Origin of the sequence: Zobellia uliginosa (genome assembly GCF_018860745.1) — a bacterium.
GTDB classification, from domain to species: domain Bacteria; phylum Bacteroidota; class Bacteroidia; order Flavobacteriales; family Flavobacteriaceae; genus Zobellia; species Zobellia uliginosa_B.
On sequence record NZ_JAHKPY010000012.1, the window covers coordinates 378,043 to 397,714 of the forward strand.

Below are 19,672 nucleotides of genomic sequence, written 5' to 3' on the forward strand. Positions count from 1 at the left end.
ATTTAAATAAACTTATCTACTACGTACACCACTTGCATAAGCGTAATGTAACTAACACTTGCCAACATTAGTTTTCTAGCAGTAACATTATCTCTTTTCTCGTATAAAAGAAAAGCGAACACTAACATTACCATTCCCATCAAAAATATGATTACCGCTGCGGGAATAGAAAGTTCCAACCTACCAGTAATACCAAATGCAGGAATTACAGAAATAACCAACATCCAAATAGTATACATTATAATCTGAAGCGCCGTACCCTTATCCTTCTTCCCTGTAGGAAGCATTTTAAAACCTCCTTTTCTATAATCATCGTCCAACATCCAAGCTAATGCCCAGAAATGCGGAAACTGCCAAAAGAACTGTATCATGAATAAAGTACCCGGCTCTATGCCAAACTCGTTTGTTGCGGCAACCCACCCTAACATAAAAGGAATTGCCCCAGGAATTGCCCCAACAAACACCGCCAATGGCGTTTTAGTCTTTAAGGGTGTATAACAACTTGTATAGAGAAATATAGAAATTGCTCCGAACATAGCTGTCTTGGGATTCAATATATAAAGTGAGATAATACCCAGAACGGTAAGTAATACAGCAATAGACAATGCTTTATTGACGGATATTCTTCCTGCAGGTATAGGCCTGTTTTGCGTACGTTTCATTAACGCATCCAGATCTTTTTCAATAATCTGATTGTAAGCGTTGGATGCCCCAACCATGCAATATCCACCAAAAGCCAATAGCAAAAGTGAAACAACATCAATCTGATGGGCACCTAACAAATAACCAGCTAAAGAAGAAAAAACCACACTAATTGCTAGTCTAGCTTTAGTAATTTCTTTAAAATCGGCCATTGCCAGTGCCAAAGTAGGAACTGTTGCCATATTCACCGCAGTCTTCATTCATCTTTTTTCGAACGGCAAAGATAGCTTTCAACCTCTATTTCTGCAACCAATTGGTCATCTTTCTATTATGAGCTTTTACGAGCTGATCAATAAAGCAATTACGGTACAACCTGTAACAAAAAAAACCCGCCTAACAAGTAGACGGGTTTTTAATATATTTTTTTTGTAGCTAGAGCTTACTGCAACTTAAATGTAATAGGAATACTAAATGGAACCCTTACAGCCCTACCACGTTGCTTACCTGGTGTCATTTTAGGAAGCTTACCAATAATACGAGCAGCTTCTTTCTCTAAGTTTTTATCCGGGCCACGCATTCTAACGTTACCAATGCTACCATCTTTCTGGATAGTAAACATTACACTTACTCTACCCTGAACACCCATTTCTTGGGCTATTTCCGGATATCTGAAGTTCTTACCAATATGCTTCTGCATCATTTTTTGAAAACAAGCTCTTTTATCAGACTCACTTTCACAACCTGGAAAAATCGGAACATCTTCAATAACCGCAAAAGGTACATCTACATCTTCTACCTCTTCTTCAACAAGAACATCCTCTACTTCTATGATTTCTTCTTCCTGACTGGTTTCCGTAGACTCAATTACAGTTTCTTCTACTTCCTCCTCATCTTCAACAACCTCAATAATTTCAGGTGCTGCTGGTGGCGGTGGCGGTGGTGGCGTTTTAATTTGCTCCGTCATAGGAACCTCTTCGTCCAATTCATCATCAACGTTCATTGAAATATCGTAATCATTGGTCTTGTCATACGTTTTCCACTCCAACGCAGTATACACTAATCCCATTGTAACTGCCAGGCCAATAACAAAATAAAGTCCGCTATTGCGGCCTACATCTGCTTTCGGGTTCTTTTTCGGTTCCATAATTTTGTATTTTAATGTGTGCTAATTTAATTAAATAATTCTTTAACAAGCAACTAATTTCTCCATTTTAACCACCTTTCCGTAGAAAAAATGGATTTTATAAGCAATGATCCCATGATTGCACCCACACTATTTGCCAATGCATCAAAGATATCGCCATGGCGATTTGCCGTTAAAGCGTACTGTAATACCTCAATAACTATACCATAACCAATAGCTCCGAACAATGCTAGTAAAAAGGCTTTGCGCAAAGGCATTGCCCCATTAGTTACCTCTCTAAAAAAAAGTACAGCCAGAAAGGCAGCACCAAAATAAAAAGAAAAGTGTACCACCTTATCAAGATTTGGAATATCTATATCCGCAACATCCGTATCGGAGAAAGAGGCCAGACTCATATACGTAACGAATATCATCCAACCAAAAAATGCTATCGTATACCTACGGTTTTTAAGCACTAATAAGCGATTTATACGCATCTGCAGACAAAAGGTCGTCTACTTCCGAAGCATCACTAATTTTAATTTTCACCATCCAACCATTTCCATAAGGGTCAGAATTTACGTTTTCAGGAGCATCTTCCAATGCTTCATTAAACTCAATAATTTCACCACTTAAGGGCTGAAACAAATCAGAAACGGTTTTTACCGCTTCAACCGTTCCAAAAACCTCTTCTTTATCCAAAGTCTCATCTACGGTTTCCACTTCAACATAAACAATATCTCCCAATTCACTTTGAGCGAAATCAGTAATACCAACGGTAGCAATATCACCGTCTATTTTAATCCACTCGTGATCCTTTGTATATTTTAATTCTGCAGGTATATTCATGGTCTTATTTTTATGAAAACAAATGTATCGTTTTCTGAAGGAGTATTCAAAAAAACACGACCAAGTTGACAAAGAAATGAGAAAAATTATCCTAATTTAAAATTAACTACTCCTCTACAACTATTTCCTCAATTTCATAAGGCGATAAATTAATTACCGAAATTGTATCTAATAGTGAAACCCGTATTAATAGTAGTCTGCGGAAAGGCTGTTGACACGGCAAACTGGGAGAATGAGTGATCGTAAAAGAACAGAGCATTTAAGTTTTTACTTAGCGCATAATCTGCAGTAAACTTAATGGACAGCAAGTTTTGTCCAGAAGTAATTTGATTATTATCTATATCGAGATTTCTTATAATAGTAATATTATCCCTTAACGTAACATCTGCCTTTAGGTTTAAATCACCTTTTAAACGGGTTTTGTTCCCACCAATGTTCGTAACAAACTTTACATCCTTAAAACGATACCCTAAACCAACCGTATATTCCTTACCGTTCATTTCGGTCATAAGGTTATTATCAAAACTAAGTGCCAAAGTTCTACTGGTTCTCATTTCCGCTAAAATGCTCACTGAGTTTTTCATTTCGAAATCCAAACGAACTAGCGGATTGAACTCATCATTCAACACTACGTTATTTAAAATAAGGTCGGACATTTGGTCACCTGTCTCTGCATCTAAGGTAGATAGTCCATCATTCTTCAACTGTACTTTCTCAAGATTAGTCTGAAATGAGTTGATACTATAGGCAGCACGATACCCGTGGCTCAAAGAAAAACGCTGAAATGTCTTCTTAAACCACTTGTTACGCATAAGACCCGTAAACTTCAAGTTCCAATTAGGAATGGGAATATCACGAAAAGCATCCAAATTTACACGCTTCGCATCCTGACCCGTATACGCAGCAAAGAATGCCGGAAGCAACACTTCTTGTTGTGTTTTCCCATACCCCTCCGGAAACCCTGTATCCGGATTAATAACCGGGGTCTGCCCCCTGTCTTCCAACAAACGATTCGCTATAGTAATTCGGTTTTGTTTGAACTGCTCAAATGTTTTTGAATCAAATTCATCACTTTTATTAAAAACCGTACCGATCATAACCGTAGATATACTAAAGTTACCATACTGGTTCCCCAAGAGGTTATTATATTCCAATGAACCATCTGCATTATTACGCACTACGCTGAAATTCTCTTGATAGCTATTTGAGTATTGCCTATCCGCAGATAAATCTATAGTAAGATCCTTAATAGGTTGTGCTGTAGCGGTTATATTAAGCTGCTTGTTCACATTTTCTATATACTGTTCATTGAATTCTCCAAAACCGGTTAACCACCCTTTTCTAGCAGCATCAAAACGTACATCTGCCTGACTACCGAATACAAAACCAACCGAAGGCTTCAATGACCCCACAAAACCAACCGATTGTGTATATCCTGGCAACACCTTACCTCTACTTTCATTATAGTTGACATTTAAACGCTTAACCATAGTTAATACATCTACTGCCGTATTGAAGAGTCCACTACTTTTCTTTTTCGTTTTTTCCTCATCAGATGCCGGGTTTCCTGCTTTATCCTTTCGAATCGGAGTTCGTTTAGCATCCGGTTTGCCACTTCGCTTTTTAAGTCCGATCAAATCGTAGAACTTTTGCATTGTTAGATTGGCCGTAAGATTATGAGTACTGGCATTCTGTACTGTATTAATATCTTCTAATGCCACTTCTCTTAAAGCATCTCCACCACGTTGCCAATCAAAATTACTGGTATAGCTGTATTGCGCATTGATAAAATCCAGCACGGGTATCTTACTAAACGGTAGGTCATAATTCAACTCCAACTGTTGTGCATGTCTATTGGGCTCTCCTAAATCCCAAAAGCCGTCCCAAAGACCTAAAGCATCATTAATTCGTTGATCTTCCTCACCCGTATCAGTCAAATAATCTTCGTAATAATTTCTTACGATATGATTGTTACTGGCCGTCATATTTAAACGTAATGACTTCGTAAGACTATAGTTTACGGCATACTGCCAATTGAACTGGTAATTTCTTTGTTGCAATGTAGGCAACTCTAATTTATCTACTCCCTCTTCCACAACATCTCTAAAACGTTGTTGATTAAACTGTCTATCTATATTGGAATTTACGGAAACACTAGTAGGCAGTAAACTTAAGTTCAGTTCTTTTAGCCATCTCCAATATTGACCTGTAAACAGCGAATCATTTTTAGCAAAGGGTGCCACCTCTACAGGTTTAAAATTATGATTATAAACAAAACCTGCAGCAACGTTCTTATCCTCCAAAGAGGCTATTTCAAAATCTCTATGATTGGTTTCATTATATGAATAGTTAAAAGTAAAGTTTTCTACATCATAGAAATTAGCATCTGCCTCTTCACCTCTATCCTTACGGACCCCTATAAAGTTTATACTTGTTCTTTTTGTATAATCTTCTGCCTGCTGCTCAATAGCTTTTGCATCTTCGGGATTATCAGCAGCATCAATTCTGTCCTGTAATTTTAAATCGTCATAAACCGGATCAAATTCCGGAGTTATCATTTGTTCAGATATACCATAGTTAAATGGAAGTTGAATTCCCCATTTATTTGGAAGCAATTGTCCTAGGTTCACATTTGTGACCACATCGTACGAAAGCGCATCTTCACGTGCACGTTCGTTAGGCATCTGATCAATAGCACCAAAACCAGAGGTACTAGTACTACCTGTTGCTGATACGTTTGCAAAATCTGCAAAATTAGCATCTACCGCAGCTAAAGCCGCCCATCCGCCTTCATTATCCAAACCGGCCAAACGTAGTTCATTAAACCAGACTTCTCCTCTTGCGGGAGTCCTACTAACATTTTTCACACCCACCATCATACTACGGATGCTACCCAAAGACGGGTTACCCTGTATACCTATACGCAACCTACCAGGTGTTCTTGCAGAAAGGGGGTCTACCGGTATTACCTCACCCTCTATAACTTCAAAATATCTTATTTGACTAAGGTCACTTCCTGCTATCCAAACCGATTTTACTTTATTAAGGTCAGCTAAGACAATTTCCATTTGGTTATTATCTGGCCAAACTGCTTCTTCGGAACTAGCTCCAAAAGCAGTAAACTCTAATGGTATCTCTAGCTGGTAGAAGTTTTCCGAGAAATCTGTTCCTATTCGAAGGAAACCTATTAAAGGTTGATCAACATCGTAATTATCTGTTTCTAGAATTTTCTCGGCGTGTATGAACATTTTCAATTTCTCATACTGGCGCACATCAATATCAAGACTCTTAAAAACGCCTCGGGAATCTTGTGATTCCAAGTTTTCCACTACCAAGGACAGTGATTGCTCATTCTGCTGAATGATTGTGTTATTATTATTCAGTTGCTCCCGAAGTACGCCTGGTGGAAGCACATAAGGAATTGGCGTTCTACTTTCGTTCTCTTGAATATTTACCGCATTAACATCTAGTGTAGTAGCGTCATCTGAAGTATTAGGGTCATCTATATCTAGAGATTTTGTATACGTTCTCCAATCTCCACGGACTAAATCCAAAGTAGCAAAACGTAAAAGCACATCGCTAGAAAAGCCGGTCATATACATACGTAATGAGCTTATAGAACGAAAATCATTGATACCGCCTACCGCTTCCGTAAAATCGCTCAAAGGAATTTTATACTGAATCCATCTTGTACGCACCGTACTTTCGTTTGGAATTCTATTTCCGGAAAGCACCAGTGAATCACGAATATCCGTTACATATTTGTCATTGATGGTCGTATTAGGCTTAATAGGAATACGGTACTCATAATAACTATTAACCGTGTTCATGGTAAGATCACGATCTATGTCTTCTACATCCGGTAGGGTTGTTGAGCCCCTATTATCATTGGTAACCTCAACCGGGGAGTTTCCTTGTGGGTTGTTAAAATTTAAATATCGATTTAATATTCCACCTTCCCGTTGCAAGAAATACTCATAGTTGTCCAAAGCCGGATCCTCAGGGTTATCAGTACCATAAATAGCGGTTTCGGCCGCATCATCTAGACCATCAAAACCAACATCTTGCTGAGAACGACTACCTTCATCTACATCAAAAGCATAAACTAATGCTTGTGTCGCTGGCACAGGTCCCCAAATAGGGTTTTCTGGCTTAATACTACCTTCCCCGTTAATTGGCAATCCGTTTTCATATTGCTTAAGACCATCGGATAAGATATCCTCAGAAATATTACCTAAGTTAAAAACCAACTCACCTTGGCTAGTGGCAGTTCCTTCTAAATAAGGATCCATTACCCAAAATTGTACAAACTCAACATTAGCCTGCTCAAAGTTGGTACTACTCAATGAGCGCATGATACCACCCCACTTATCATTAGGAGCATCCGTATTAAAATTTGCATTGGCATTATATGGGCCTTTTAATTCAGGGTAATAGGCTAAATCCAATGTAGTTTGTTGTCTGGTCTGTCCTTGTGCCTGTTCCACATTGGGAAATACCTCATCTATAAATATTCTTCTTGTGGCGTTGGTAGAAATATCATTATCGCTAATACTAGAAGGTCTTTGGTTGGTGTAGAAAACCGGATCAATTGTATACCAAGCTGTTTTTGCCCTTCCAAAACCTGTTTCCAGTCCCTTTTGGGTAGGCGAATCCAAAAATTCCAATGGTGTACTGGCCAATGCCCAACCAAGTGAAGACCGAATATCGATTAATGCTTGCGCCCCTTCAAAATCATCTAAATAAGTGGTTGTTTCCCCTTGAAAATCAGCGTTTTTGGGAGAATTTGGCTTTAACCAAGCTACCTCTCCACGCACCGAAATATTAGACGGTACATCTGTATCAATATTAGGAAGCTTATTTACCAAACGGGTCAAAAATGGGACTTCGGTTGAGAAATTTCCATTAAAACCAAATACCGTATTATTTACGGGCTCTACTCCAAAATTGGACTTTTGCGTTAATGGACGCTCGTTTAAGTTTAACAAAGTGGCGCCTAAAACAAAATTCTTGTTGAACTGATGTTCTACATTTACTCCAGTAAAACGGCGTGTTTGCTGACCGAAAACCGCATTGTTCTCTACTGAAATATTAATAGGCGTATTGGATGCTTCCAAACTAGGATCAAGAATCTGAACTGTACCCGCTTGGTAGTTTACCGTATAATCTATACCTTCTTGTAATTGTCTTCCTCCTGCGGTAACACGCACAGAACCTCTTGGCACATTGAATGCTCCAATAGGAATACCATTGCTTCCTTCTGACTTATATCCACCTTTTAATAAGAACTTATCTTTTTCAGGATTCTGCAATGCAGCTGATTTGGTCAGCTCGTACATATCTCTAAATACGTACTTTTCTTGGTTAGCGTTATAACCCGTTTCCGTATTATAATCTCCTCCGCCCAAACGCTCAAAAAGATACTCTCCAAACGGCTCGACTTTTGTGAAAATAATTTGTCCATTTTGGGTATCTACCGTTATACCGGGCACAAAATCAAAGAAACCATCACCACCTGGCTGTAAGTCATTGTAGGCATTCAACCTATCAAAATTAAATATCTCCAGAAGTATCCGCTCTTGTAAAGGCTTGCCCCCATCTGTCTGCCCAGGAAAATCCTCTACCGGAGTAATATAGTTTCTTGGCGTTGGATTCGAATACAGAATATTCATTTTAAAATCTTCCTCACTCAACCTAAAAGCGCCCGTAGCATAAATGTTCTTCATCATCAAATCCCAGATAGGATCAGACACGTTGGTAATATTACTTTTCAGTAATTTTAAAACCAGTGTATTGTTGTCAATAATAGGATTGTCAATAGACCCAGAAACCGTAGTTGCATCTAAGCCCCCATTTGCAAATTCACCTACTTGGTACACTTTACCGTTATACGTATATTGAAACGCTACTGCTAAAACCTCGTCATTACTTAAACGCTGGTTTAATGAGATATAACCTAATTGAGAGTTAAATTGAAAATCTCTATTCTGTTCTAATTTTCTAGCATTCTCTAAATAGGCATAATCAAAACCTTGGTTAGGCTGATAACCTGCAATATTAAAAGCCTGTTCTATCGTTGCTACATCTCTAACACTCTGTGTAAGCGCTCCACCCTGACCTATTAAAGCAGGATTATAATCATTGGCGTCGTTACGAGGTAACTGATTAGGCTGACCGGTATTGGTATTAAAGAAAGTTCCTGGCGCATTCTGACCGATCCTAGTTTTTGTTTCACCGGCCAAAAGAGGATCGTATTCCCCCAAATCCTGTATACCAACTATGTTACGAACGTTCAATGTTTGCTGGCTACGGTTCGTAACCCATACTTCTAAACGCGTAATCTGAACTTGACTTCTTATATACGGATAGTCTGCTAAGGCAGCATCATAATTATCTCTAAAGTATTGTGCTAAAAAAAAGTGCTTATCCTCATCATATTGCAAAGCAGAAACAGAGAATTCGTTCACTGTACCACCACCCTGCGCTACAACCGTGTTATTTTGAGATCGTTGCTCAGAAAAGACCGCTGTAACCGTAGTTTTACCAAATTGAAGCTGTGTTTTAACTCCAAAAAGACTTTGCGCCCCTGTTATTAATGAACTATTAAGCGGCATATTTACGTTACCTACTTCTATAGACTGAATAATATCGTCCTCTGTAGGAGTATAATCCAATTTTACAATATTCTGAAAATCAAAAGTTGCCTCTGTATCGTAATTAGCGGTTACTTGCAACCGCTCTCCTATCTTACCCAACATACTTAAACTTATACGTTGATCAAAATCAAAAGAAAGATTGGTCCGGTTTCTTGGAGATAGTGATGGGTTATCGTTTTTCTGCCAGATGACACCTAAATCCATAGCCACGGATCCCTGTGGTATCACCTCTATAGTATTGCCTCCAAAAATTGATTGAAAGAAATTATTGTTTACGTAAAAATTAGGGAGTAAATTTTTTCGAGCTTCTTCGCTGCCTTCTTTTTTACCAGCGTAGGCATCTGCTTTTTCTTTGAAATATCCTTTGATTCCCTCTTGGCGCACCAACTCATAGTACTGATCAGGAGTAAGGATTACAGGGTATCCAATATCAAAATCACCTACCTTTTCAGAATAGATGTACATATTTAGGTTTGGATCGTATTCGTATTTAGAAACAATACTTTCCGGGTTTTCCATTTTGAGCTTACCCAAAGAAAAACCGGTTTTTACGGAATCCACTTCTTGCTCTTCCCTATCTTCATTTTCTGTTTCTTGAGCATACGATATACCGGAGGAAACGAGCAAAAATAAAAATAGGAGTGTAAGCTTAAATGGTGATTTAAGAAATAGTTTGGCCCCTGTTTTCAAACTTGTTATAAATTTTTAAGCGCAAGTTTAATTATGTTCTCTACGCTGAGAGAGGGATCTTGGGCAAGTACTTTATCAACTACCTTTTCGGCTTGTCTTCTTACAAAGCCAAGAACCTCTAAAGCAGATAACGCTTCTTCTTTATTTGTATTGTTCGCGGGTGCGGAAACTTCGCCTATATCGTAAACTTTTAAAATCTTATCGCGAAGGTCTAGAATAACACGTTGGGCCGTTTTGGCTCCTATACCTTTGATAGATTGAATTGTGGGCACGTCTCCGTTAGCAATAGCATCCCTAATTTGGGCCGGTTCTAATGAAGAAAGCATAGTCCTAGCCGTACTTGAACCAATACCTGAAACCGATAACAAAAGACGGAAAATCTCGCGCTCTGATCGCTCTGCGAAACCAAATAAAGTGTGAGAGTCTTCTTTCACCTGAAGATGGGTGAACAAACTGATATTTTCCGAATCCCCAACCTTAGAAAAGGTATTTAAAGAAATATTGACAAAATAGCCAACTCCAGCACATTCTATTACTACAAACGTCGGATTTTTTTCTACAAGCTTTCCTTTAAGGTGAGTAATCATGGTTGGGGCGGTTTTGGTGGATTATTATGTCCGGCCATTACAACCGGACTGTAGTTATGATTTGACCGTTGTTTTGGCCTTTTTTCTTTTTTCTCTTTCCTGGGCATCTATAACCGCAACTGCAGTCATATTAACCATTTCATCTACATTTGCTCCTAATTGAAGAATGTGAACAGACCGTCTAAGACCCACCATAATTGGTCCAATACTATCTGCCTGATTTAATTCTTTCAATAGTTTATAAGTGATGTTTGCGGCTTCCAGATTGGGAAAAATCAAGGTATTCACCTTTCTTCCCGCTAATTTCGAGAACGGAAACTGACTTTGCAACAATTCCTTGTTCAGCGCAAAATCTGTTTGAATTTCACCATCTACGATAAGGGCAGGGTTACTTTCATGTAGAATACGGACCGCCTCTCTTACTTTCTTTGCATGTGTATGATCAGAAGAACCAAAGTTAGCATAAGAAAGTAAAGCCATTACCGGCTCAAAACCAAAGGTTGTGGCAACATTAGCGGCATTTTGGGCTATCTCAGCTATTTCCTCCGCATTAGGATTTATATTAATAGACGTATCGGACAAGAACAAAGGTCCTTTATCTGTAATCATAATATTAACCGTAGAAACTTTCTTAACACCGGAAGCCCTACCTATTACTTCAAGAATTGGTTTTACCACCGTTGGATATGCTCTTGAATATCCAGAAATCATGCCATCTGCATCACCTTCCAGCACCATCATAGCACCAAAATAATTACGCTCGCGCATTCTTATTTTAGCACTGTAGAGGGTTGTGCCATTACGTTTTCTACTTTCCCAGAACTTGGTTGCATAGCGTATATGCTTCTCATCAAATTCTTTGGAAGTAGGATCAACAATTTCAATATCGGCATCAAAATCCAACTCTTTTTTTAACTCTAATATAATTTCTTTATGACCTAACAAAATGGGTTCCGCAATACCTTCTTCGTAAACGATTTGTGCTGCTTTTAAAACATCTAAATGATCTGCTTCTGCAAAAACAATTCGTTTTTTATTCATTTTCGCTCTATTATGCAATAGGCGCACCACTTTATTATCGTTACCTGAACGTTGTAAAAGCTCTTCTTTGTAACGATTCCAATCTGCAATAGGACTTTTAGCCACACCACTTTCCATTGCGGCTTTAGCAACGGCAGGTGGAATCTCGGCAATTAAACGTTGATCAAACGGTTTTGGAATTATGTAGTCCTTACCAAACGTCAACCTTGTTTCGCCATAAGCAATGTTAACTTGCTCCGGAACCGGTTGTTTTGTAAGCTCGGCCAATGCTTTAACAGCAGCCATCTTCATTTCTTCATTAATGGTGGTCGCTCGCACATCTAATGCCCCTCTAAAAATAAAAGGAAATCCTAGTACATTGTTTACCTGGTTAGGATGATCAGAACGTCCAGTGGCCATTATAATATCCTTACGTGTCCTTACTGCCAAATCGTAGTCTACCTCAGGATTAGGATTGGCCATGGCAAACACAATAGGATTTTTAGCCATTGAAACCAGCATTTCTGCTGAAACTATATCCGCTATAGAGAGGCCAACAAAAACATCAGCATCTACCATAGCTTCGGAAAGTGTATCTATTTTTCTATCCGTAGCAAATTCCGCTTTTGAGGAAGACAAGTTTTCGGCATCTTTTCTAATCACCCCTTTACTGTCTAACATGACAATATTTTCAGCTTTTGCCCCAAAAGCTTTATATAATTTGGTACAGGAAACAGCTGCAGCTCCCGCCCCGCTTATTACAATCCGTACTTCTTCTATATTTTTTTCGGATAACTCTAGTGCATTCAATAATGCAGCGGCAGAAATTATTGCCGTACCATGTTGGTCATCATGCATTACTGGGATATCAAGCTCTTCTTTTAGCCTTCTCTCAATTTCAAAAGCCTCTGGGGCCTTTATATCCTCAAGATTAATACCTCCAAAAGTAGGAGCTATCATTTTTACGGTCTGGACAAACTCATCCACATTTTCCGTATTCACCTCAATATCGATTCCATCTATATCCGCAAAAATCTTAAACAACAAACCTTTACCTTCCATCACTGGCTTAGAAGCTTCCGGCCCAATATTACCCAAACCTAAAACAGCAGTACCGTTAGAAATGATAGCTACTAAATTTCCTTTGGAAGTATATTTATAAGCATTTTCCTTATCCTTTGCAATTTCAAGACAAGGTTCTGCCACACCAGGCGAATAGGCCAATGCCAGGTCACGCTGGGTAGAATATGGTTTTGTAGGAACGATTTTTATTTTACCAGGCTGAGGTTTAGCATGATATATCAATGCTTCCCTTCTCAGTTTTTGATTCCCCATAAGATTATTCGGTTTTAAAAAACAAATTTAAGGGTATTCTTCGGATAAGTGAAGCGCGTTCGAAGTATTAATTTCTTATACCCCAATCTATAAACAATATCATCAGTTAGTTTATTCTTACTTCTCCCCTTTAACATTAAGCCGTAATGAAAACACAGCCGCCAGAATAAAAAACACTCCAGCAAAAAGGATGGCATTAATAGAGTTCCCGCCAAGAAGATTTTTAAAAATAGGCCCGAAAGTCAAGGTTTCTATACCCATAGGAATTACGATCATCATATTCAAAATACCCATGTAGACACCTCTTCTGTCTTGCGGAACTATTTTAGATACCATGGTATAAGGTATACCCATCATGGCCGCCCAGCCTACACCAAAAAGAACCATTGGCAACAATACGATAAAAGGATCAGAGATATAGGGGATGGCAAAAAGCGCTAATCCTGTGCCGAACAAACTTGCAGCATAGACTTTTTTACTTCCATATTTGAGTACTATTGGGACCAAAGCTAGCGCGACAACCATTGTCGTAACATTATAAGTCGTACTCATTTTAGCTGATTGAGCTGCCGCTCCGGAAAGATCAAAACCCATGGTATTCATAAACAGGGGCGTAATAAATTGCCAATACACAAATAGGGCATACCACTGAAAAAGGTAAACTACGGAGAGTTTCCACATAAAGGAAGGCATTTCTTTTACCGCTTTTGATATTTCAACAAAAGGCATTTTAAAACGCTCAATAGATGATAACGCTTTGTGGGCCTTGATTTCTTTAAATTCTTCTTCGGACGGCGGAATTTCCGGTGTTTTTAATACTGACCATAAAATTGTGGCTACAGATAAAAATGCTCCAATAAAGAAAGAATAATATAACCATTTTGGAATAGAACCGGCCACATCCACAGCATCTGCCACACTAAACCAATCTTGAAACAAGAAAATAGATGCGTTGGCCAAAACAATACCAGCTCCTACAAACAAACTTTGCATCTGGTAACCAAGACTTAGTTGTTTTTCGGGTAATTTATCGCCTACAAAAGCACGATAAGGTTCCATAGCCATATTATTACCCACATCCAATATCCAAAGTAATCCAACAGCAAACCAAAGGGCGGGACTTAAAGGAAATGCAAACAAACAAAGACTACCGATTATAGCCCCAATTAAGAAGAAGGGTTTACGCCTACCAAAACGGGGCGACCATGTTTTATCCGAAATAGCGCCAATAATGGGCTGAATCACTAAACCCGTTACAGGACCTGCAATATTTAAGATTGGCAACATATCTTCCGATGCTCCTAAAAATAAAAAGACAGGATTGATTGCAGTTTGCTGTAATCCAAAGCTGAATTGAATGCCCAGAAAGCCAACGTTCATGTTGAAAATCTGCCAAAAACTTAAGCTTGGTTTATTTATAAAGTTCATGAGAAGTTGATTTTGGTCTTAAAACTATCTAACAAGATAGTATAATAAATCATCGACAGAAAAGAACTTTACCAGAAAATATGAGAGGGACCGAACTCTAACGTTTTCGATGAAGCCAGAATTATTTCAAGAACTCAATATTCCGCTGTAAACCTGAAAATTTAGTTCTTTTTACAGCTGATTTTTGAAACACTTTTCTAAACACATCTTCCGTAATTTCCTCCCAATCCTTTTTGGACATCGAAAGAAGTTCAGGGTGTGGATTGAACAGGGGTTCTTGGTGAGGTTTCGAAAAACGGTTCCATGGGCACACATCTTGGCACACATCGCATCCAAATGCCCAATCATTAAACCTACCCTCAAACTCAGCAGGAATTTCATTTTTAAGCTCAATAGTGAAATAGGAAATACACTTACTACCGTCAACCACGTACGGCTCAACAATGGCCTCCGTTGGGCAAGCATCTATACAAGCGGTACAATTACCGCAATGATCAGTGACCTTATAATCATATTCCAACTCTAGATCCACAATGAGTTCCGCAATGAAATAGAAGGAACCAACCTGTTGGGTAAGTAAATTGCTGTGTTTTCCTATCCAACCTAATCCGCTTTTAGCTGCCCATGCCTTGTCCAACACAGGGGCCGAATCTACAAAAGCCCTTCCTCCAACTTCACCAATATTTTCGGAGATAAAATCTTGCAACTGACGCAACTTAGATTTGATGACGTGGTGATAATCTTGCCCGTAGGCATATTTAGAAATTTTATAGGTATCACATTGCTGAGTTTCCTCAGGATAGTAATTCAGTAACAAAGAGATAACGGACTTAGCTCCATCTACCAATAAGCGAGGGTCCAAGCGTTTGTCAAAATGATTGGCCATGTACGACATCTCGCCGTGCATGTTATTATTAAGCCATTTTTCTAGGCGAGGTGCTTCTTCCTCTAAAAAATCAGCTTTGGAAATTCCACAGGACAAAAAACCGAGGCGTTTGGCTTCGGTTTTTATAAGTTCGGAATACTTCCCTCTTGATTTCATACTAAAACAACCCAGGTTGCACGCCTCCTTTAAGTTTTCCCAAGTGCTTATAGGCCAAATCCGTAACTTCCCTACCTCTTGGCGTTCGCATAATAAAACCTTGCTGTATTAAAAAAGGTTCATAAACCTCTTCAATAGTCTCCGAACTTTCAGAAACTGCTGTGGCTAAAGTAGTTATACCCACAGGACCTCCCTTAAACTTATCTATAATGGTTGTTAGTATTTTGTTATCCATTTCATCCAACCCATGTGCATCTACATTCAATGCTTTTAGACTGAATTTTGAGATTTCGATATCTATACTACCATTGCCCTTAATTTGAGCAAAATCACGTACTCTTCTTAAAAGAGCATTACAAATTCTAGGGGTACCCCTACTTCTACCGGCAATCTCAATAGCAGCATCTTGTGTAATAGGCACTTTTAAAATCTCGGCACTACGCTCTACAATGGTTGAAAGCAGTTCCGTAGAATAGTATTGTAAACGACTCTGAATACCAAAACGTGCACGCATTGGAGCCGTAAGTAGCCCCGAACGAGTTGTTGCTCCAATAAGTGTAAACGGGTTCAAATTTATCTGTACCGAGCGGGCATTTGGACCCGACTCGATCATAATATCAATCTTATAATCCTCCATTGCAGAATAGAGATATTCTTCCACAATAGAACTTAAACGGTGAATCTCATCAATAAAAAGCACATCCCGCTCATCCAAATTTGTAAGTAGACCAGCCAAATCTCCGGGTTTGTCCAGAACCGGACCAGAGGTAATTTTGATTCCCACCCCTAATTCACTTGCCAGAATATGCGCCAAAGTAGTCTTGCCCAAGCCTGGAGGGCCATGAAATAAGGTATGATCCAGTGCCTCTCCTCTTTGATTGGCGGCTTCAACAAAAACCTTTAAATTCTCCAACACCTGCTCTTGCCCGGTAAAGTCATCAAAACTTATGGGACGTAAAGCTCTTTCTATATCAAATTCTTCGGGTGTGAAGTTTTCTCCTTCAGGATCTAAGTACTCATTCATATTAAAACAAAGATAGCAGAAAAAGAAACAAGCCCACTATACTTCATTACCCTAATCTGCCGTTTTCTATATGGCAAAAAGCCGCTCAACCTTGAAGATAATTTTCGTAATTTCATTGCATGCAAGACTCTATTTACTCCTCAGAAATACTTCAGTACATTCCTTTTTATTATGTTATTTGGTCTGACAATTTACTGACCGAATCCGAAATTAACGTTGTTCATAATGCAATTGATGCAGACAAAACGCTGGCAGAACAGAGTAAGAAGCAATTACTTGCATGGTTAGACACCAACAATCCGCCAGCTGATGTAGAACTAAAAAAATGGAAACAAACCATTTCAAACTCAGCCGTGAATCTAATAGAAAGTGAAACCTACCCCCTTACCACTTTCAGTCAGAAGGTCGTATGTCACTATAAAGACGAATGCCCGTTTAACGAACAACTGAAGCATATTGAAATACAATTGGGCATTCAACCAAATCACTACAATCACCTTTTTGATGTGGAAGTATCGCATGAAGCTACATCGGACTTTTATAATGCCACAGAAATTGACTGTATTTTAAAGGGTAAGCATGCAAAGGTGGTAGATAATTTCAGAGAAATACTTGCAGACCCAATTTTTAAATGGGATATATACCGAGACAAAGAAGAGTTTAGAAAAGTGGTTCTAAACCAAGTCAAATTTCTGGCGGATAAAGGTTATGGAGCCATGGCATATCCAGAAGAATACGGAGGAACCAATGACATGGAAGGCTATGCCTATATGTTCGAAAATATGATGTATGCAGATGGCAGTCTATCTATAAAATTCGGAGTTCAATTTGGACTTTTTGGAGGGAGCATACAAAAACTAGGAACTAAAAAACACCATGACCAATATTTAGATGCAACAGGAAAAACGGAGCTTTTAGGATGTTTTGCTATGACCGAAACTGGCCACGGCTCCAATGTTCGTGGCATAAAAACTACGGCAACCTATAACAACAAGACAGATCAAATTATTATTCATACCCCTGGTAAGAACGATAACAAGGAATATATTGGCAATGCATTACACTCCAAGATGGCCTCCGTATTTGCCCAACTTATTGTAAATGGAAAAAATGAAGGCGTACATGCTATACTTGTTCCCCTTAGAAACGAGAAACACGAACTTTTACCAGGCGTAGTTATTGAAGATAATGGTTATAAATTGGGCCTAAATGGTGTTGATAATGGTAAAATATGGTTTGACCAAGTTGCCGTACCTAGAGAGAATCTACTTAATAAATATGGAGACATCAGAGAAAATGGCTCCTATTATTCTGATATTAAAAACCCGAACAAGCGCTTTTTTACTATGCTTGGCACTTTAGTTGGCGGAAGGATTTGTGTTGCCCGAGCAGGTTTAGGAGGTGCCAAATTTGCTTTAACCGTGGCTATTAAACATGCGCTTAAACGTAGACAGTTTAATGACAGTATTAAAATTCAGGAAGATCTGTTGATGGATTATCCAACACATCAGCTACGTCTTACGCCTTTGGTAGCTAGCGCCTATGTCTACCACATAACTTTGGACAATATGATGACGCAGTATTGCGACACATCTCAGCCAGACAAGCGAAAAGTAGAAACCCAAGTAGCAGGATTAAAATCTATCATTACCTGGTACGCAAATGAAACCATTCAAGAATGCAGGGAAGCATGTGGCGGAAAAGGTTATCTAATAGAAAACAGAATTGCGGATTTAAAAGGTGATGTAGACATCTTTACCACATTTGAAGGAGATAATACCGTACTTCTGCTATTAGCTGCAAAAGGGGTTTTATCCGACTTTAAATCAGAATTCAATAGCGCAGGGTTTTCTGCCGTATTGAAAATACTGGGTATACAAATAAGTGATAAATTAACAACTATTAACCCTGTTTACACGAACAAGGTAGACAAAGACCATTTATATAATCCAAAGTTCCATAAGCACGCTTTTGACTATCGTACGAGACGCTTAACTTATTCCTTAGCTATGCGCATTAGGGATTACATTAAAAAAGGAGTTCCCTCATACCAAGCTTTTCTAAAAGTTCAAAGTCACTTAGTTGCTTTAGGGAAAGCATATAGTAATGAACTGGCTTATACTACCTATTACGATTTTGTACAGAACATGCCAGAAGGCAGAAACAAAGACCTATTTCAAAAGTTGGGCACTCTCCATGCTTTGCACACCCTTAGACAAGATGCAGAATGGTATTTAGAACAGGGTTATATTGGCGGAACAAAATCTAAAGCTATCCGCCAGCGTGTTGAACGCTTATGTACGGAGCTAAGACCACACATTGAAGTTTTGGTAGATGGATTTGGCATACCGGAACACTGTATGAGTGCTCCTATTGCCCAATAGTATTCAAGGAGTTTTTATTACTTCTCCTTATGCAATTCAGAGGTGTCCAAAAAATCGATTATCTCTACTTTACCATCCCCGTATAAATGGGTTTTAGCATTTCCGCTTGAGGTCAACTGCACAGTATTGACAGAGTTTACATCTGCGTTGGCGGACTCTTCTAAAGTCAAAAAAACAGTGTCTGAAACTAACTTCTCACTTTTAAGTTTGGAGCTTTCAAAAAGATTAGCATATAACTCATAAGTCGTTCCTTCAAGGATGGCAGTAGCATTCGTGTACATTTTAACATTACATAAATCCGTCTCACCAAAAATATTAACATCTACTCTATCTTTGAGAACAAGGTTCATTTCTTTTCCTTTGAGATTAAAATCTCCAGAACTATTTCCTTCCATATTAATGTTAAAAACTTCGGCATCAGCATTTAAATCCATCTTGGCAGACTCATGCATATCTACGTAAAGGTCTTTTGATGTAATTGCTCCATCCATAGTAATCTCTCCGTCATACAGGGTAATAGCTTCAAGATATATATAATTGACCGTGATTTCCAGTTTCTTCTTTCTGGTAATATTATAAAAGGAACTGATTTGCAAAACACTATCCTGAACCTTAAATCTTAAAACATCAATAAGATTATCATCAGCAGTTATAGCAATCCCTTCTTCTGTGGAATCGTGTAAAACTATATCAAGGTCATCTCGCAATTCAATAGCATGAAATGGTGGTAATTCTTGAAATACATCAACAACAACCCTATTTCCTTTAATCTTTGGTTTTCGTTGAGCAAAAGCTGAAAAAGTAAATAATAAGGCAAACAGAAAAAGTAAATTTCTCATACTACAGTGTCTTTGGTTCTAGGGGGTTAGATTGACATTTTATAATTTGCAAA

General features: G+C 38.6%; 12 protein-coding genes. 1 reads left to right on the forward strand and 11 read right to left on the reverse strand.

Annotated elements, in window-relative coordinates; all coding sequences use genetic code 11:
- Positions 1–2 precede the first annotated feature (2 nt).
- The 10 genes from cyoE to ruvB all read right to left on the reverse strand — a co-directional run bounded on the left by cyoE (position 3) and on the right by ruvB (position 16,396).
- Entirely contained in the window at positions 3–902 is a 900-nt protein-coding gene (gene cyoE, locus KO521_RS13070) for a heme o synthase (protein ID WP_215940348.1), read from the reverse strand.
- Positions 903–1,081: 179 nt separating this feature from the next.
- Complete coding sequence (locus KO521_RS13075; protein WP_215940349.1) at positions 1,082–1,786, reverse strand: energy transducer TonB; 705 nt, start codon at positions 1,784–1,786, stop codon at positions 1,082–1,084.
- A 53-nt stretch (positions 1,787–1,839) separates the two neighbouring features.
- On the reverse strand, positions 1,840–2,241 hold the full coding sequence (locus KO521_RS13080; protein ID WP_215940350.1) for a VanZ family protein: 402 nt from the start codon (positions 2,239–2,241) through the stop codon (positions 1,840–1,842).
- Entirely contained in the window at positions 2,234–2,614 is a 381-nt protein-coding gene (gcvH, locus tag KO521_RS13085) for a glycine cleavage system protein GcvH (RefSeq protein WP_215940351.1), read from the reverse strand. The genes KO521_RS13080 and gcvH overlap by 8 nt, the downstream gene beginning before the upstream one ends.
- Positions 2,615–2,763: 149 nt before the next feature.
- The gene (sprA, locus tag KO521_RS13090) at positions 2,764–9,960 is read right to left on the reverse strand and encodes a cell surface protein SprA (protein ID WP_215940352.1); all 7,197 of its coding nucleotides are present in this window, start codon (positions 9,958–9,960) and stop codon (positions 2,764–2,766) included.
- Positions 9,961–9,965: 5 nt separating this feature from the next.
- On the reverse strand, positions 9,966–10,547 hold the full coding sequence (gene ruvA, locus KO521_RS13095) for a Holliday junction branch migration protein RuvA (RefSeq protein WP_215940353.1): 582 nt from the start codon (positions 10,545–10,547) through the stop codon (positions 9,966–9,968).
- A gap of 54 nt (positions 10,548–10,601) precedes the next feature.
- A complete protein-coding gene (locus tag KO521_RS13100; RefSeq protein ID WP_215940354.1) occupies positions 10,602–12,902 on the reverse strand; it encodes an NADP-dependent malic enzyme in 2,301 nt (766 codons plus the stop codon).
- Positions 12,903–13,019: 117 nt separating this feature from the next.
- On the reverse strand, positions 13,020–14,330 hold the full coding sequence (locus tag KO521_RS13105; RefSeq protein ID WP_215940355.1) for an MFS transporter: 1,311 nt from the start codon (positions 14,328–14,330) through the stop codon (positions 13,020–13,022).
- Between the two features lie 121 nt (positions 14,331–14,451).
- The gene (gene queG, locus KO521_RS13110) at positions 14,452–15,372 is read right to left on the reverse strand and encodes a tRNA epoxyqueuosine(34) reductase QueG (RefSeq protein ID WP_215940356.1); all 921 of its coding nucleotides are present in this window, start codon (positions 15,370–15,372) and stop codon (positions 14,452–14,454) included.
- Position 15,373: 1 nt separating this feature from the next.
- Complete coding sequence (gene ruvB / locus KO521_RS13115; RefSeq protein ID WP_215940357.1) at positions 15,374–16,396, reverse strand: Holliday junction branch migration DNA helicase RuvB; 1,023 nt, start codon at positions 16,394–16,396, stop codon at positions 15,374–15,376.
- Positions 16,397–16,515: 119 nt separating this feature from the next.
- On the opposite strand from ruvB, the gene KO521_RS13120 reads away from it, so the two are divergent.
- Positions 16,516–18,780, forward strand: coding sequence for an acyl-CoA dehydrogenase family protein (locus KO521_RS13120; RefSeq protein WP_215940358.1), 2,265 nt, complete (start codon positions 16,516–16,518; stop codon positions 18,778–18,780).
- 17 nt (positions 18,781–18,797) lie between these two features.
- Here KO521_RS13120 and KO521_RS13125 read toward each other — a convergent pair whose 3' ends face one another.
- Positions 18,798–19,619, reverse strand: coding sequence for a GIN domain-containing protein (locus KO521_RS13125; RefSeq protein ID WP_215940359.1), 822 nt, complete (start codon positions 19,617–19,619; stop codon positions 18,798–18,800).
- Between the last annotated feature and the right edge of the window lie 53 nt (positions 19,620–19,672).

Bases quoted from the DNA above. Each gene is read 5' to 3' on its own strand.
- KO521_RS13100 (WP_215940354.1), bottom strand. From the start codon at position 12,902: ATGGGGAATCAAAAACTGAGAAGGGAAGCATTGATATATCATGCTAAA.
- gcvH (WP_215940351.1), bottom strand. From the start codon at position 2,614: ATGAATATACCTGCAGAATTAAAATATACAAAGGATCACGAGTGGATT.
- KO521_RS13075 (WP_215940349.1), bottom strand. From the start codon at position 1,786: ATGGAACCGAAAAAGAACCCGAAAGCAGATGTAGGCCGCAATAGCGGA.
- cyoE (WP_215940348.1), bottom strand. From the start codon at position 902: ATGAAGACTGCGGTGAATATGGCAACAGTTCCTACTTTGGCACTGGCA.
- KO521_RS13120 (WP_215940358.1), top strand. From the start codon at position 16,516: ATGCAAGACTCTATTTACTCCTCAGAAATACTTCAGTACATTCCTTTT.
- KO521_RS13105 (WP_215940355.1), bottom strand. From the start codon at position 14,330: ATGAACTTTATAAATAAACCAAGCTTAAGTTTTTGGCAGATTTTCAAC.
- ruvB (WP_215940357.1), bottom strand. From the start codon at position 16,396: ATGAATGAGTACTTAGATCCTGAAGGAGAAAACTTCACACCCGAAGAA.
- KO521_RS13125 (WP_215940359.1), bottom strand. From the start codon at position 19,619: ATGAGAAATTTACTTTTTCTGTTTGCCTTATTATTTACTTTTTCAGCT.
- queG (WP_215940356.1), bottom strand. From the start codon at position 15,372: ATGAAATCAAGAGGGAAGTATTCCGAACTTATAAAAACCGAAGCCAAA.
- ruvA (WP_215940353.1), bottom strand. From the start codon at position 10,547: ATGATTACTCACCTTAAAGGAAAGCTTGTAGAAAAAAATCCGACGTTT.